The 14,237-nt window shown below is 38.7% G+C and carries 17 protein-coding genes; 16 read left to right on the forward strand and 1 reads right to left on the reverse strand.

The window, feature by feature from the left end:
- The first annotated feature begins 112 nt into the window (after positions 1 to 112).
- The 11 genes from rlmN (at position 113) to AB2Q86_RS02610 (ending at position 7,469) form a co-directional block, all read left to right on the forward strand.
- Positions 113 to 1,216, forward strand: a complete 1,104-nt coding sequence (gene rlmN, locus AB2Q86_RS02560; RefSeq protein ID WP_003725208.1) for a 23S rRNA (adenine(2503)-C(2))-methyltransferase RlmN — start codon at positions 113 to 115, stop codon at positions 1,214 to 1,216.
- A gap of 89 nt (positions 1,217 to 1,305) precedes the next feature.
- Positions 1,306 to 1,785 carry a GyrI-like domain-containing protein gene (locus AB2Q86_RS02565; RefSeq protein WP_012581909.1) on the forward strand — a complete coding sequence of 160 codons (480 nt, stop codon included), beginning with the start codon at positions 1,306 to 1,308 and terminating at the stop codon, positions 1,783 to 1,785.
- Between the two features lie 157 nt (positions 1,786 to 1,942).
- Positions 1,943 to 2,308, forward strand: a complete 366-nt coding sequence (gene isdG / locus AB2Q86_RS02570) for a heme oxygenase IsdG (RefSeq protein ID WP_003721271.1) — start codon at positions 1,943 to 1,945, stop codon at positions 2,306 to 2,308.
- Between the two features lie 129 nt (positions 2,309 to 2,437).
- Entirely contained in the window at positions 2,438 to 2,806 is a 369-nt protein-coding gene (locus AB2Q86_RS02575) for a hypothetical protein (protein ID WP_012581908.1), read from the forward strand.
- The gene (locus AB2Q86_RS02580) at positions 2,803 to 4,176 is read left to right on the forward strand and encodes a T7SS effector LXG polymorphic toxin (RefSeq protein ID WP_012581907.1); all 1,374 of its coding nucleotides are present in this window, start codon (positions 2,803 to 2,805) and stop codon (positions 4,174 to 4,176) included. The genes AB2Q86_RS02575 and AB2Q86_RS02580 overlap by 4 nt, the downstream gene beginning before the upstream one ends.
- Before the next feature lie 10 nt (positions 4,177 to 4,186).
- Positions 4,187 to 4,654: a hypothetical protein gene (locus tag AB2Q86_RS02585; RefSeq protein ID WP_012581906.1), complete on the forward strand. Its 468-nt coding sequence runs from the start codon at positions 4,187 to 4,189 to the stop codon at positions 4,652 to 4,654.
- 107 nt (positions 4,655 to 4,761) lie between these two features.
- A complete protein-coding gene (locus tag AB2Q86_RS02590; RefSeq protein ID WP_012581905.1) occupies positions 4,762 to 5,286 on the forward strand; it encodes a DUF2247 family protein in 525 nt (174 codons plus the stop codon).
- 78 nt (positions 5,287 to 5,364) lie between these two features.
- Positions 5,365 to 5,733, forward strand: a complete 369-nt coding sequence (locus tag AB2Q86_RS02595; protein ID WP_012581904.1) for a hypothetical protein — start codon at positions 5,365 to 5,367, stop codon at positions 5,731 to 5,733.
- 105 nt (positions 5,734 to 5,838) lie between these two features.
- Complete coding sequence (locus tag AB2Q86_RS02600; protein WP_003735657.1) at positions 5,839 to 6,414, forward strand: nitroreductase family protein; 576 nt, start codon at positions 5,839 to 5,841, stop codon at positions 6,412 to 6,414.
- Between the two features lie 64 nt (positions 6,415 to 6,478).
- On the forward strand, positions 6,479 to 6,649 hold the full coding sequence (gene rpmF, locus AB2Q86_RS02605; protein ID WP_003730546.1) for a 50S ribosomal protein L32: 171 nt from the start codon (positions 6,479 to 6,481) through the stop codon (positions 6,647 to 6,649).
- 91 nt (positions 6,650 to 6,740) lie between these two features.
- Entirely contained in the window at positions 6,741 to 7,469 is a 729-nt protein-coding gene (locus tag AB2Q86_RS02610) for an NUDIX hydrolase (protein WP_012581903.1), read from the forward strand.
- 35 nt (positions 7,470 to 7,504) lie between these two features.
- Here AB2Q86_RS02610 and AB2Q86_RS02615 read toward each other — a convergent pair whose 3' ends face one another.
- Positions 7,505 to 8,398 carry a LysR family transcriptional regulator gene (locus AB2Q86_RS02615; protein WP_003730549.1) on the reverse strand — a complete coding sequence of 298 codons (894 nt, stop codon included), beginning with the start codon at positions 8,396 to 8,398 and terminating at the stop codon, positions 7,505 to 7,507.
- A gap of 197 nt (positions 8,399 to 8,595) precedes the next feature.
- On the opposite strand from AB2Q86_RS02615, the gene AB2Q86_RS02620 reads away from it, so the two are divergent.
- From AB2Q86_RS02620 to AB2Q86_RS02640, 5 genes are all read left to right on the forward strand, one after another.
- On the forward strand, positions 8,596 to 10,590 hold the full coding sequence (locus AB2Q86_RS02620) for an NAD(P)/FAD-dependent oxidoreductase (RefSeq protein WP_012581902.1): 1,995 nt from the start codon (positions 8,596 to 8,598) through the stop codon (positions 10,588 to 10,590).
- 99 nt (positions 10,591 to 10,689) lie between these two features.
- Positions 10,690 to 11,565 (forward strand): shikimate dehydrogenase, encoded by an 876-nt coding sequence (locus AB2Q86_RS02625; RefSeq protein WP_012581901.1) that lies wholly within the window; start codon positions 10,690 to 10,692, stop codon positions 11,563 to 11,565.
- 65 nt (positions 11,566 to 11,630) lie between these two features.
- The gene (gene aroD, locus AB2Q86_RS02630; protein WP_012581900.1) at positions 11,631 to 12,389 is read left to right on the forward strand and encodes a type I 3-dehydroquinate dehydratase; all 759 of its coding nucleotides are present in this window, start codon (positions 11,631 to 11,633) and stop codon (positions 12,387 to 12,389) included.
- A gap of 96 nt (positions 12,390 to 12,485) precedes the next feature.
- Complete coding sequence (locus tag AB2Q86_RS02635) at positions 12,486 to 13,079, forward strand: SGNH/GDSL hydrolase family protein (RefSeq protein WP_008946924.1); 594 nt, start codon at positions 12,486 to 12,488, stop codon at positions 13,077 to 13,079.
- 185 nt (positions 13,080 to 13,264) lie between these two features.
- Positions 13,265 to 14,224 carry a DMT family transporter gene (locus AB2Q86_RS02640; RefSeq protein ID WP_012581899.1) on the forward strand — a complete coding sequence of 320 codons (960 nt, stop codon included), beginning with the start codon at positions 13,265 to 13,267 and terminating at the stop codon, positions 14,222 to 14,224.
- The last annotated feature ends 13 nt before the right edge of the window (positions 14,225 to 14,237 follow it).

Raw genomic sequence — 14,237 nt, forward strand, 5'->3', positions numbered from 1 at the left:
TTTTGTGAGAGACAGGACAAACGGCTGATATTTACGAAATAGCATTGCTTGTGAACCATAAAACAGCTATAATCTTTATAGACGAAAACAAGACCTGAAAAGAGGCTGAACAATGGAAAAAAGCTCCATTTATGGATTAACATGGACAAAATTAACAGAATGGCTAGAAGCACACGGTCAAAAGAAATTCCGCGCAACACAAGTGTGGGACTGGCTTTATAGAAAACGTGTCAAAACTTTTGAAGAAATGAGTAACGTTCCAAAAGAAACAATTGAACTTTTAACAGCGAATTTTGTGATGAACACTTTAGAAGAACAAGTGGTACAAGAATCTACAGACGGCACAACGAAATATTTATTTAAGCTGAGTGACGGGAACTTAATTGAAACCGTGATGATGAAGCAAGAATATGGCTTGTCGGTTTGTGTAACGACCCAAGTTGGCTGTAATATCGGCTGTACTTTTTGTGCGAGTGGGCTTTTGAAAAAAAGTCGCGACTTAACTGCTGGCGAAATTGTAGAACAAATTATGAATGTGCAGCATTATTTGGATGGACGTAATTTGGAAGAACGCGTGAGTCACGTGGTTGTAATGGGAATCGGGGAACCGTTTGATAATTACGATAATGTGATGGATTTCTTGCGTGTGATTAATCATGACAAAGGTCTAGCAATCGGCGCGCGCCATATCACTGTTTCGACAAGTGGTCTTGCACCGCGCATTATTGATTTTGCGAATGAAGATTTCCAAGTCAACTTAGCGATTTCCCTCCATGCGCCGAACAATGAACTGCGGACGAGCATTATGCGTATTAACAAGACCTATTCAATTGAGAAATTGATGGAAGCGATCCATTATTACGTTAACAAAACTAACCGCCGAATCACGTTTGAATACATTATGCTAAAAGGTGTAAACGACCATAAAAAAGAAGCGCTCGAACTTGCGGCACTTCTCGGAGAACATCGTCATTTAGCTTATGTTAACTTGATTCCTTATAACCCGGTGGACGAGCATATCGATTATGAACGTAGCACAAAAGAAGACGTACTCGCTTTCTATGATACATTGAAGAAAAATGGTATTAATTGTGTTATTCGCCGCGAACACGGGACGGATATTGATGCCGCGTGTGGGCAACTTCGTAGTAAACAAATCAAACGAGTTGGCGTGCGCGAACGGATGAAACAAAAACAAGCAGCAGCGGAAGAATAATAATTCAAACTATCTGGTTTCCATTTGGAGATTGGATAGTTTTTGTTTATACTTATAGTACCGAAAGCAATTGAAGGAGGACAAAAATCATGGAAGTAGAAATTGTCGAACGAAATGCTTTTACAGCTGTGGGGAAAAAACGAACTTTTTCGGTTGAGAACGATGCACAAAAAGAAAAAATCAGCCAATTTTGGCAAGAAGCAAACACAAATGGCGATGCCGAACGAATCAACGAATTAGCTGAATTTGCAACAATTGATGGTATTTTAGGCGTTTGCCAAATGAACGGCGACAAAATGGACTATTATATCGCGATTGAATCCGAACTCACTCCGCCAGAAGACATGGAAAAACTAACCATCCCAGCAAGCAAATGGGCCATCTTCAAATCAGTCGGCCCACTACCCAACGCAATCCAAAAAGTGTGGGAATACATTTACGGCGAATGGTTCCAAACAAGCAACTACACCCATGGAAACGCTCCAGAACTAGAAGTCTACACAGAAGGTGACACAACTGCCGCTGATTATTATTCCGAAGTTTGGATTCCGGTGGTTGAAAAAGACTAACAAACCAAAGAACAAATTTCATTGATTGTGAAATTTGTTCTTTTTAAATCCCACTCCAATCCCATTCCCTAAAATTGACATTGAGAATCATTATCAATATAATGAAAGGAACTAGCCTATTATACATACAATACAATTATCCAAGGGGGATTTAAGAATGATTATTGTAACTAATACGATTAAGGTAGAAAAAGGCGCAGCAGAGCACGTTATCCGTCAGTTCACAGGCGCAAATGGCGACGGACATCCAACAAAAGATATTGCAGAAGTAGAAGGTTTCCTAGGCTTCGAACTATGGCACAGCAAACCAGAAGACAAAGACTATGAAGAAGTAGTCGTAACAAGTAAATGGGAAAGCGAAGAAGCCCAACGCAATTGGGTGAAAAGCGACTCCTTCAAAAAAGCACATGGCAGAACAAAAGACACTAGAGAACAAAGAGAAGACCGCAAAGGCATCGTAGGAAATGCAATCGCTCGTTTTGAAGTGGTTCATGTGCAAAACCCTGTGATCGTTGAAAAATAAGAAGTGAGTGAACAAGCCATTTCGAGATAGATGGCTTGTTTTTTTGTGACCGCTCGAATTTTCAGATAATTATTGAATTTTTATATCTTATGCGGTATATTAAGAATAAAAAAGCAGGGATGGATTTAAGTGGATTCAAACAACGAGAAATTGAAACAACAACTACAAACCCTCCAAAAACAACAAAAAGATGCGGAATTATCCTTATATATGCTCAAACATGAACAAAATGAGCGAATTTGGCTAGAAGAAGATTTTGAGCGGATTTGTCACGAAGAACACGAGTCTTTGGAGTTGATGCGAGTAGTCTGGCAAGGTGATCAAGCTCGCAATTTCGGCTACTATTTAGAAGACCTCCAAGCAGACGAGAAAAATAAATGGCGCCAAACCTTTCAAGCTGAGGAGGAAAAACGCCAAGAAAAAATAAATACATACCAAAAAAACATCTATCAATTGGAAAGTAAGCAACAAGATATACAAAAGGAGTTGTTCCAGTGAGCCGAATCGACATCGAAGAAATACGAGATTTTGCATTCCAACTACGCGCAGCTAACCAAACAGGAAGAAAAATCATTCAAGGCATCAAAACCACCGTGACAAACTACATAGAAGATGGTAGTTTAAAAGGGAAGGCCGTGGAATCGTCCAAAAATTATTATCAAATGACGTACATTCCACTCTGCGACACGATAATTGAGGCAATGAATGAGAGTGAAGAACGGATGAAGCGGTACATCCAAGACTTTCACAATCAAGTAGACCCTTCTCCTAATGCTAAAATTGATGCAGATGGTTTATATGAACTCGGCCAAATGATTGACCGTATTGAAAGCAAGAAAGAAGCACTGTACCAACGAATGAACAGCGGTACAGAAGGCCAAATGCAAACCTATCGTTCTCAGTTAGCAACCGCATATAAGCAGGAAAATATTTTAGAGAAATATTTGGCTTTTGAACAAAGTCATGGGGCTTTTTTCGACCATTTGACGGATTTAGTGCAAGGTATCCAGCAAACTGTTCGAGAGTTACAATCAAATATCCAGTTTGATAGTCAGACTGGTGGCTATGATTTGAGTAAATTAAATTTTGCCACTGTGAACCGAATGCGAAAAACGTTAGGAAAAGCGAGCGCTACTGATACAACAATTTACGATTTTGCGGCTTATAGTAAAGTAAAACAAGGCGGTATGTGGATTCTTTCAAAAGATGGGAAAGTGGATATTAAGGCAACAGAGGCTTATAATACAGCCAGTTTTAACGGTGAGCTGCCAAAAGATAGTAACCAAGCCACGGAAGAAGGCGAGTTGTTAAAAGCCACACTAGAATCATTGAAGCAAAATAAAGATCCGATAACTGGGCAAGAAATAAGTAAAGCGCAGGGTTTTGGGATTTTAACTTCACTTGTTTTTGGTTACACGACGAAAAAATATCGAGGAAAGAAGCTTTCTATATCAAAATGTGAATTGGAGAAAATTAAGAATGCTAGTGAATCGGCTCTACCGAAATCGAGCATTGGTATAGCTCAGTCTAGAATAAATATAGCCAATGGCCCTACAAGATTTAGCTCTTCAGATAATGCAGGTTTCAATCATATAGTCGATAGACATTTTAATCCAAATAGAAATGCTGGTCAGTTTACCATTAGTCAGGATAAACTTAAAAATATTTTATCAAGTAAAGAAACTGTGGAAATAGAAGTTAAAGAAATTCCTGGAAATCAGTTTGAAAGAATAATTAATATTGGTGAAACTGCGGGTACTATAAAACCTAGTATACCTGAAAACGGAGGGAAGCCAACCAACTATATTCGGATTTTAACAGACAAAGCGGGTAATTTAATTACTGCTTATCCAATACCCAAACCCTAGGAGGTATACAATGAACGAAGAAATAATTGATCTATATAAAAAATTTGATAACAACAAACTACCATTATTTTTTGAAAAGCTCATTTTATTTATAAATAATCACGATAAAATTTTTAGAAAGTATATTTTAGAAGATAGTTTAAATAGTATTGAACGATTCAAAGAAAGTGAATTCTTTTTAGGCACTACAGATGATAATTTGGAAGGTTTAGTACTAGGGTATTCAGAAACGCTAATCAGAGCGGACGAAAAAGAAATTTGTAGCAATGTAATTCATATGGTATGGGATATAGCCACATTTATGACAGATGAACTATGCCCAAGTTGTCAGGATGCAAACTTGAAAATTGCTTCATCTACAGATAGAAATAATATCTATAAAACGTGTGATAATTGTTTGATTACAATGGAAAATGGTCAATTTATTGAAAGACCTAAAGAGATGATTCCGGCAACAAAAGAACAAATAAATTCATGAAAGATGAATGAGTATCCATTTTAAAAATGAACGTTCTTTTTCAATTTAAAAATATACACAAAAAGTTTCTCAGAAATCCTAAGTTAAATGGGAGTGTCAATAAAAAAATGGATATAACGAAATTTAAAGAAAATGATATTCCTTTTTCATGGAATGAGCTTAAATTAGGTAGGTTTGGCTTTTTAGATAGGGATTTTTACTTACAACGGATATGGAATGATGAAGTCGTAATGAAATACATATTAGCCTATTTGACTAAAAATGAAAATGAAGAAAACCCTTACTTATGGGAGCTAGGAAGTCTATTTAAACCATATGATGAGAATGAAATATTTAGGCTTCTGGATTTAGTTGCGGGATCTAGTGAAAATGATTTGAAAAGCTACTATAGATGGAGATGGGTTTTAGTTAATGATTTATTAAATAGCATTATGGATAAGGGCTACGTTGATGCTTTGTTAGAAATCAGTGAGTTTTGGCTGGATTTGAAATTTCCAGTGGATATGCCTTTTCAATTTCAAGGTGTTGAAAACCAGCTTACGCCTCAAGAATTTTATACAGAGGAATATTTATCTAAAGTAGTTTTATCACATAAAAACTGGTTGGCGGCTGAGAAAGAGAGAGTAAGATAGGCTATCTAAATTAATAGTCACATTGCTTTAGATGTAGGAACTATTTTATTCGTAAATAACATTAAAGGTGAAGCATTAATGGAAATAAGTTATAAAGTTTTTGAGAAAAAAGGGTTTGGAAAAGTTCCGGTTATACACTTTTCAGGAGAACAATATACTGGATTGGGGGACTTGTTAAATATAGGTTTTTCATCAATTACGTTAGAGGATATTTTGGATAAAATTAATGAAATCGAAAATGGCGAAAGTGAGTTTGAGGAAATCGGAACAGAAAGAAGCATAGTAGAAATTCGGAAAAATGAATGTATGATTTATGACGCTTTCGATGGACTGTTAGATGATGATGAGTTAAATCCAACAATAAATCTACCGACACTTGAGTTTAAAAAGATTGTTAGGGACTGGAAAGTGGAGAGAGACAAGCTTTTAAGCACAATAAAAAAATAAAAGCACTCAGAATCTTCTCCAAAAGCCCCTTTACTAGCAACCCACAATCCAATCATGCTATAATTCTCTAAATGATAACGTTTATCATTTAAGGGGGAATTAAACATGATTGAAAAAACAATTATGGAACGTCGCAGCATTAAAAAAGCGAATGACGCACCAATTTCAAGAGAAACAGTGAACACTATTTTAGAGCAAGCTGCCTTTGCACCTTTTCATAGCAAAGTAGAGCCGTGGAATGTATACGTATTGCACACACTTGCTGAAAAAGAGCGTTACATCGAGAAAATCATCGAATTTAATGAGCGCGAACAAGGGGTTAGTTTTTCTGAAGCAGAGATTGCGGATTTAAAAGCAGGCTATGCGAAGAAAATTATTACGCCGCCTTACTTACTCATTGTGACGACGAATATTATCGGTCACGGGAAAAAGGATTTCGAATCAATCGGGGCAACTAGTGCGTTTATCCAAAATATCCAATTGCTTGGCTGGGAAGCGGGAATTGGGATGATTTGGCGGTCAAATAGATTTATTTTTGATGCGAAGTTTGCGGATGATTTAGGTATCCCTGCTGAGCAAAAAATTGTCGGAACTTTGCACTTAACTAGCTTAGCCGAAGTTCCTGAAGCAAAACCACGCCGTCCTTTGAATGAATGGGTGAAGGATTTAGCGGATTTGTAAGATTGATGTTTCGTGTGATTAGCGTTACAATGGTACAAGTGTAAGAAATAAGGAGGCGAGCAAGATGGCAGTTCCAGCTAGACGTACGTCCAAAGCGAAGAAAAACAAGCGCCGTACGCATAAAGGCTTAACAACACCAGGTTTGAGTCGCGATAGTGAAACAGGCGAATACCGTATGTCACACCGCATCTCACCAGACGGCACTTATAAAGGTCGCACAATTATCGAAAAATAAGAGGATTTGTTCCAGTGATTGGAACAAATTCTTTTTTTTGTGATACTATAATGGAAAGAGCTAAATACACAAAAAGGAGTCTGATTTTGACATGACAGAAGAATTTGTGAACAAAGAAGATGCGCTGAAAAATTATAATGCAAAAGAGTTTCGTACACCAGATGGCTATACGAGCGATATGATTTTAACTACAGTAAAAGAGTTGAACGAGAAACCAACATTACATATTTTATTAATTAAACGAAGCCTTACAAACGCAGAAGGAAAACCAAATATGGAAGGCGGAAAATGGGCGGTTCCGGGCGGATTTGTGGACGAAAATGAATCTGCGGACCAAGCTGCCGAGCGTGAACTAGAAGAAGAAACAAGTTTGACAGATATTCCGTTGATTCCGTTTGGGGTATTTGATAAACCGGGTCGTGATCCGCGCGGCTGGATTATTTCGCGGGCATTTTATGCAATTGTGCCACCAGAAGCTTTGGAGAAACGTGCGGCTGGGGATGACGCGGCGGATATCGGGCTTTTTCCAATGACAGAAGCTTTGGAACTTCCGCTTGCTTTTGACCATTTAGATATGATTAAAAAAGCATATAGCGCGATTACAGAAGAATTTTTACTGACGACGGCAATTCGTGATTTCTTGCCAGAAACTTTCTCAGCAGAACTACTTTACCAAACGTTGGATGGTTGCACGAAGCCAGGCATTTTGCCAGATGAAGTAGAATTTATGGAGAATATCGAGTATTTACCGTATTTAGAAAAAGTTGGCGAGTTGTACCGATTTAATGCGGATGCCGAAGCAGGAAGTATTTATTTTTAATAGAAAAGGAGCCACCGATTTGGTTGGCTCCTTTTTTATAAGAAATGCTTCTCACCGTAACGTAATGCGAAATCTTTAAAAGCCTTGGAAGCAGGCGAAATGTAGTGATTTTTTAAACTTGCTAGATAGATAAAACGATCGTGTTTTGGTTCGTTGATGGATAATACTTTGACGTTATAATGTGATAACGACGAGATTTTTGGCATAATCGAAATACCGTAATCAACGCTCACAAGGCCGACCATCGCGGTATCTTCCTCTACATAACAGCCGATTTTTGGTTGAATATTTATTTCCGCAAAAAGGGAATCGATGAGCGGTCTCAGGCCACTGGTGTCAGAAAAGAAAATATACGAATAATCTGCGGTGTCTTTTAAATCAATCGAATCATATTTGGCGAGTGGATGGTTTTCAGCAACAACGACAACTAACTCTTGTTTCGTTAATGGCAAAAATTCAATATCAGGTTCATTTTCGACGTACGAGCAAATCGCTAGGTCGAATTTTTCATTTTTTAGATCAGGGATAATTGATTTAGTGGCACCTTGGAAAAAGGAAAATGTGATGTCTTTATGGCTTTCGACTTTGGTGAAATTCTGGACGAGCTCTGGAACCGTATGGGCGCCCATGGTGTAAATAAAGCCTAAATCAATATTTCCGTGAGAAGGGCTCGTTAATTCGTGTAAAAGTTTTTCACCTTTTTCTAGTTCGGCGAGGGATTTTTCCACATAAGTTAAATAAAAGCGACCGTATTTAGTTAAACGAATATTGCGACCTTGTTTTTCAAATAAATAGACACCAAGTTCTCGCTCAAGCTCTGCAATAGAGTGGCTTAAGCTGGGCTGGGTAATGGATAATTCGGCAGCTGCAATAGTATAATGCTCTTTTTCAGCTAGTTTTTTAAAATAGTATAATTGACGCAAATTCATGAAACTACCTCCTCGGAATGCCTTGATAACTCTATTGTAAGCGATTATATAGAAAAAATCTATGGATAAATCGAAAAATATACATTAGATTAATAATTACTCCTGACTTATAATGAAAGAGAAATAAGATTGTGCATTATTGAACGTGAATAATGTAACAAATCATTTGCTGAGATTATAGTCGCAGGAGGCTTATTATGACAGATTATCCGAGTATTTTTGAACCATTAACTGTAAAAAGAATGACCATTAAAAACCGTGTGATAATGCCACCAATGGGGACAAACCTAGCTGGATTAAATGGCGAATTTTTAGAAGAACATATGAATTACTACGAACAACGCGCAAAAGGTGGAACAGGTCTAATCACTATTGAAAACGCTTGTGTAGATTTTCCTTATGGTACAAACGGAACAACGCAACTTCGAATCGATAATGACCAATACATTCCTGGATTTTACAAATTAACAGAACGTCTTCATAAACATGGAACTTGTGTATCCATCCAAATCAACCACGCTGGAGCATCTGCTTATCCAGCACGTTTGAATGGGCTTCAACCGGTTTCTGCATCAGATATTCCATCTAAAAAAGGTGGAACTGTACCGCGTCCGCTTACAGTAGAAGAAATTTATGAAATCGTAAATAAATACGGTGATGCTGCAAGACGCGCCCAACAAGCCGGCTTCGATGCAGTCGAAATCCACGGCGGACACTCGTACTTACTATGCCAATTTTTATCGCCACTTTATAACAAACGAACAGATGAATTTGGTGGAACGCCTGAAAATCGCGCGCGTATCGTCAAATTAATTTTAGAAAAAGTTCGCGAGGAAGTCGGTCCATTTTTCCCAATCGTGCTGCGTTTTAGTGCAGATGAATTTACAGAAGGCGGCAACCACTTAGAAGATATTTTGGAACTACTAGATTATTGCCAAGAAGAAGCGGATATTTTGAATGTATCAGCGGCAATTAATGACAACCTATACTTGCAAATTGACCAAATGAACTTAGAAGATGGCTGGAGAAGCTACCTTGCAAAAGCGGTGAAAGATAAATTTAACAAACCAACGATTACTTCCGGTAACATTCGTAGTCCAAAAGCGGCAGAGAAAATTTTGTCAGAAGGATATGCGGACTTGCTTGCGATGGGACGTGGCTTAATCGCTGAGCCTAACTGGGTAAACAAAGTGGCAACTGGCCAAGAAGACATGCTTCGAAAATGTATTTCTTGTAATATCGGTTGCGCGGATCACCGAATTTCCAAGTCGAAGCCAATCCGTTGTACGGTGAATCCAGATATTATTCATGAAGATAAATACAAAGAAACAAAAGTAACTCGTCCGACCAATGTTGTCGTCATTGGCGGCGGAACAGCAGGGCTTGAAGCAGCTTGTACGGCGGCCGAAGTTGGCTGTAACACAACGCTAATTGAAGCGAGTGAACAAACTGGTGGCTTGGCGCGTGCCATTGCCAACCTTCCAGACAAAAGTAGAATTGCCGATTTCCCTAATTATTTAGCGAACCGAGCAGAAAAATTAACCAATTTAAAAGTTCTTACAGGCACTAAAGCTGATACTGCGCTTATTGATACATTTAATCCTGATGTGGTAGTCAATGCCACAGGATCCAAACCATTACTTCCACCGATTAAAGGTTTGCATGACGTGATTGACAAAGAAGGCAGTAAGGTTCATTCGATTTTTGGACTTATTTCGAATATCGATGACTTTACCGAATTTAGTAACAAAAAAGTTGCAGTTATCGGCGGTGGTGCAGTTGGACTTGATGTGGTCGAGTACTTCTCAGAACGCGGCTCGGATGTTACAATTGTAGAAATGATGCCACTTCTTGGAAAAGACTTAGATATGATTACACGTCTTTCCATGATGGACATTATCGAGAAAAACAATGTTGATGTCCAAACAGAAACTGCATTAACCGAAGTAGCAGCGGATCATTTCAAAGTGAAGCACGACGGAGTAGACGCCGAGATTCCATTTGATTACGGCTTTGTCTGCCTAGGAATGCGACCAGAACGCCCACTTATGGAAGAACTTGCGGCATACGGAAAAGAAAAACAAATTGAAATCGTAAATATTGGCGACAGCGCTGCAACAAGAAAAATATTGGAAGGCGTTCGCGAAGGAAGAAATATTTTAACCACATTAGAAAAAATTGGCTCTTTGTAATCCGAACTGGCAAGGCGGACTCCGCTTTGCCACATTCGCTCTTTATATAAGTTCACATTTTCACAAATAAACCTTAATTTGGAAAGGAACGATGTTATTATGACAAACAAAATCACGGAAAGAATTACAGGACACACAGAATTAATCGGTTTAATCGCCACTCCAATCAGACACAGTTTATCACCAACAATGCATAACGAAGCTTTTGCAAAACTAGGGCTTGATTATGTATACCTTGCTTTTGAAGTTGGGGACAAAGAACTGAAAGATGTTGTACAAGGATTCCGCGCAATGAACTTACGCGGCTGGAACGTTTCCATGCCAAACAAAACAAATATCCATAAATACTTAGATAAACTTTCTCCAGCAGCTGAACTTGTAGGGGCAGTAAATACAGTTGTTAATGATGATGGCGTGTTAACTGGACACATTACAGACGGCACTGGTTACATGCGTGCATTAAAAGAAGCCGGAAATGACATTATCGGCAAAAAAATGACGATTTGCGGCGCTGGTGGTGCGGCAACAGCTATCTGCATCCAAGCTGCTCTTGACGGCGTAAAAGAAATTTCTATTTTCAACAGAAAAGACGATTTTTACGCGAATGCAGAAAAAACAGTAGAAAAAATCAATTCGAAAACAGATTGTAAAGCACAATTATTTGATATCGAAGACCACGAACAACTACGTAAAGAAATTGCAGAAAGTGTTATTTTCACGAACGCGACTGGTGTTGGGATGAAGCCTTTCGAAGGTGAAACACTTTTACCAAGTGCAGATATGCTTCGTCCAGAATTAATCGTTTCGGATGTTGTCTACAAACCAACCAAAACAAGATTGCTTGAAATCGCCGAAGAACAAGGCTGTCAAACACTTAACGGCTTAGGCATGATGCTTTGGCAAGGTGCGAAAGCTTTCGAAATTTGGACACACAAAGAAATGCCAGTTGATTACATTAAAGAAATCCTATTTTAAAAACTTGCAAAAGAACAAGGTTATCGCTAATCTTAAGACATAATATCGAATGAGGAGAATTATACATGAATAAAGTAGTCGTAAAGAATGTTACGTTTGGTGAAGGTGCGCCAAAAATTTGTGTACCAATGGTCGGGAAAACGGTTGCTGCGCTTAAAGAAGAAGCAGAAATGTTACAAACAATTGATTTGGACGTTGTCGAATGGCGCGTTGACTTTTTTGAAGACGTCAAAGATTTAGCTAAAGTGGAAGCTGCGCTAGATGAAATTCGCACAATTTTACCAGAAACACCGATTTTATTCACTTTCCGCAGTGCAAAAGAGGGCGGCGAGTTAGCTGTCAGTGACGAATTTTATTTTGAATTAAATGAAACTTTAGCTAGAACCGGCAAAGTTGATTTAGTTGATGTGGAACTTTTCAATGAAGAAGCAGACGTTTTACGCTTAATTGAAACAGCTCACAAGAACAATGTAAAAGTAGTGATGTCGAATCATGATTTTGATAAAACACCTGCGAAAGAAGAAATCGTTTCTCGTTTAATTCGCATGGAAGCACTTGGCGCGGACCTTCCGAAAATCGCCGTCATGCCAAAATCTGCTGGAGACGTACTAACTTTACTAGATGCAACGAATACTGTATCTGAAAAAGCTAATCAACCAATCATTACGATGTCGATGGCGGGAACTGGTGTCATCAGTCGTCTTGCTGGCGAAGTTTTTGGCTCCGCAATGACATTTGGCGCTGCGAAAAAAGCATCGGCTCCTGGGCAAATTGATGTTAATGAGTTACGTCACGTTCTTGATTTACTGCATAAACAATTTTAATAAAGTTCGAAAAACCTTAAATTTAGATTAATTATCTAAGTTTAAGGTTTTTTTGTTATAATAAGGCATCAGGAATTTTAAAGGAGACGGAACTAAATGAAGAAGTTGCTTTTTTTAGGTGATAGTGTGACAGATGCGGGGCGCGATTTTGAAAATGACCGCGAATTAGGACATGGTTATGTGAAAATGATTGCAGAACAGCTTGAGAAAGAAGATGTAACGGTTATAAATCGTGGCGTTAGTGCGAACCGGGTGGCGGATTTGCATCGTCGTATTGAGGCGGATGCGATTTCACTTCAACCAGATGTAGTTACGATTATGATTGGGATAAATGATACGTGGTTTAGTTTCAGCAGATGGGAAGATACTTCGGTGACGGCGTTTAAAGAAGTGTATCGTGTGATTTTGAATCGGATTAAAACGGAAACAAATGCGGAACTGATTTTGATGGAGCCGTTTGTATTACCATATCCGGAAGATCGGAAAGAGTGGCGTGGTGATTTGGATCCAAAAATTGGAGCTGTGCGCGAACTTGCGGCAGAATTTGGTGCAACGCTTATTCCGCTTGATGGGCTAATGAACGCGCTCGCTATCAAACATGGGCCGACCTTTTTAGCTGAGGACGGCGTGCACCCGACCAAAGCAGGACATGAAGCAATTGCCTCAACTTGGTTAGAATTTACAAAATAACGCTTTACAGAAAAAATTATCCATGCTATAGTTGGGTCTATGCGATGAGCCTACAAGCAGTGACTTAAGTATCACTGCCCCATTTTCCGCGTTATAGCTTTGTGGAAGGCTGCGGAAGATGACGCTATGAAATGCCCCTTAAAGTAATTTAAGGGGCATTTTTCTATAAAAAAGGAGTGTTTGTTTTGCAGAAAGAGAAAGCACCGATAGGACTTTATTTTTTATTAATTGCAGTGATGGCGAGTTGGGGTTTTAATGTCACGATGACGAAAGTATTAGTTAGCTATTTTCCGACTGTTACGATGACATCTTTTCGAATTTTCACCGCAGCTATAACCGTTATTATTATTTTATTTATCACAAAAAAATTACGTCTACCTACAAAACGGGAATTTGGTTTAATTTTTCTCGCGAGTATTTTTAATATTGTTATTCATCACTTTTTCTTGTCGAACGGGTTGAAGCTAACGACTGGGACGAATGCAGGACTTATTCTTGGTTCTGCGCCGATTGTGGTAGCGATTTTTTCTGTGGTTTTTCTCCGTGAACGAATTGGAGCTTGGCGTGCGCTCGGCTTTTTAGCAGGGATTTTTGGCGTGAGTTTGGTTGTTCTTTCTAATGGGACGGGGATAAGCGGGATTTCACTGGGAGATATCGACATCTTTATCGCGATGGCTTCTCAGGCATTTAGTTTTATTATTATTAAAAAGCTCGCTGGATCAATGGACACGGGGCTGATGACGGGATACATGTTATTTCTTGGTTCGGTAATGTTGTTTGGTTTAAGCCGCTTCATGGAGCCGGATGGCATGTCAGAATTAGTGGCGGTTCATTCATGGAAACTGTGGCTCTTGTTTGTTGTTTCAGCTGTAGTTGCAACGGCATTTGGCAATTTCGTTTATAATTATGCGGTTGGGAAAATTGGACCGTCGCGCTCGGCTATTTTTATGAATTTCAATCCATTATTTTCGCTTATTGGCGCATTGCTTTTCCTTGGCGAAGCTATTAAAATCCCACAACTAGTTGGATTCGTTTTTATCATCATTGGCGTCCTGCTTGGTTCGGGCGCATTAATGGATCTTATTTATGAACGCAAAAAAACAAAAGTACGCGATCCTGAAAAACTGCTCGAAAAAGAAGTTTGACTTTTATTGACCT

The sequence above is a fragment of the Listeria monocytogenes genome (genome assembly GCF_041765605.1).
GTDB lineage: Bacteria > Bacillota > Bacilli > Lactobacillales > Listeriaceae > Listeria > Listeria monocytogenes_D.

Coding starts and splice junctions, on each gene's coding strand:
- rlmN (WP_003725208.1), top strand. CDS start 113: ATGGAAAAAAGCTCCATTTATGGATTAACATGGACAAAATTAACAGAA.
- AB2Q86_RS02565 (WP_012581909.1), top strand. CDS start 1,306: ATGGAAGTAGAAATTGTCGAACGAAATGCTTTTACAGCTGTGGGGAAA.
- isdG (WP_003721271.1), top strand. CDS start 1,943: ATGATTATTGTAACTAATACGATTAAGGTAGAAAAAGGCGCAGCAGAG.
- AB2Q86_RS02585 (WP_012581906.1), top strand. CDS start 4,187: ATGAACGAAGAAATAATTGATCTATATAAAAAATTTGATAACAACAAA.
- AB2Q86_RS02590 (WP_012581905.1), top strand. CDS start 4,762: ATGGATATAACGAAATTTAAAGAAAATGATATTCCTTTTTCATGGAAT.
- AB2Q86_RS02595 (WP_012581904.1), top strand. CDS start 5,365: ATGGAAATAAGTTATAAAGTTTTTGAGAAAAAAGGGTTTGGAAAAGTT.
- AB2Q86_RS02600 (WP_003735657.1), top strand. CDS start 5,839: ATGATTGAAAAAACAATTATGGAACGTCGCAGCATTAAAAAAGCGAAT.
- rpmF (WP_003730546.1), top strand. CDS start 6,479: ATGGCAGTTCCAGCTAGACGTACGTCCAAAGCGAAGAAAAACAAGCGC.
- AB2Q86_RS02610 (WP_012581903.1), top strand. CDS start 6,741: ATGACAGAAGAATTTGTGAACAAAGAAGATGCGCTGAAAAATTATAAT.
- AB2Q86_RS02615 (WP_003730549.1), bottom strand. CDS start 8,398: ATGAATTTGCGTCAATTATACTATTTTAAAAAACTAGCTGAAAAAGAG.
- AB2Q86_RS02620 (WP_012581902.1), top strand. CDS start 8,596: ATGACAGATTATCCGAGTATTTTTGAACCATTAACTGTAAAAAGAATG.
- AB2Q86_RS02625 (WP_012581901.1), top strand. CDS start 10,690: ATGACAAACAAAATCACGGAAAGAATTACAGGACACACAGAATTAATC.
- aroD (WP_012581900.1), top strand. CDS start 11,631: ATGAATAAAGTAGTCGTAAAGAATGTTACGTTTGGTGAAGGTGCGCCA.
- AB2Q86_RS02635 (WP_008946924.1), top strand. CDS start 12,486: ATGAAGAAGTTGCTTTTTTTAGGTGATAGTGTGACAGATGCGGGGCGC.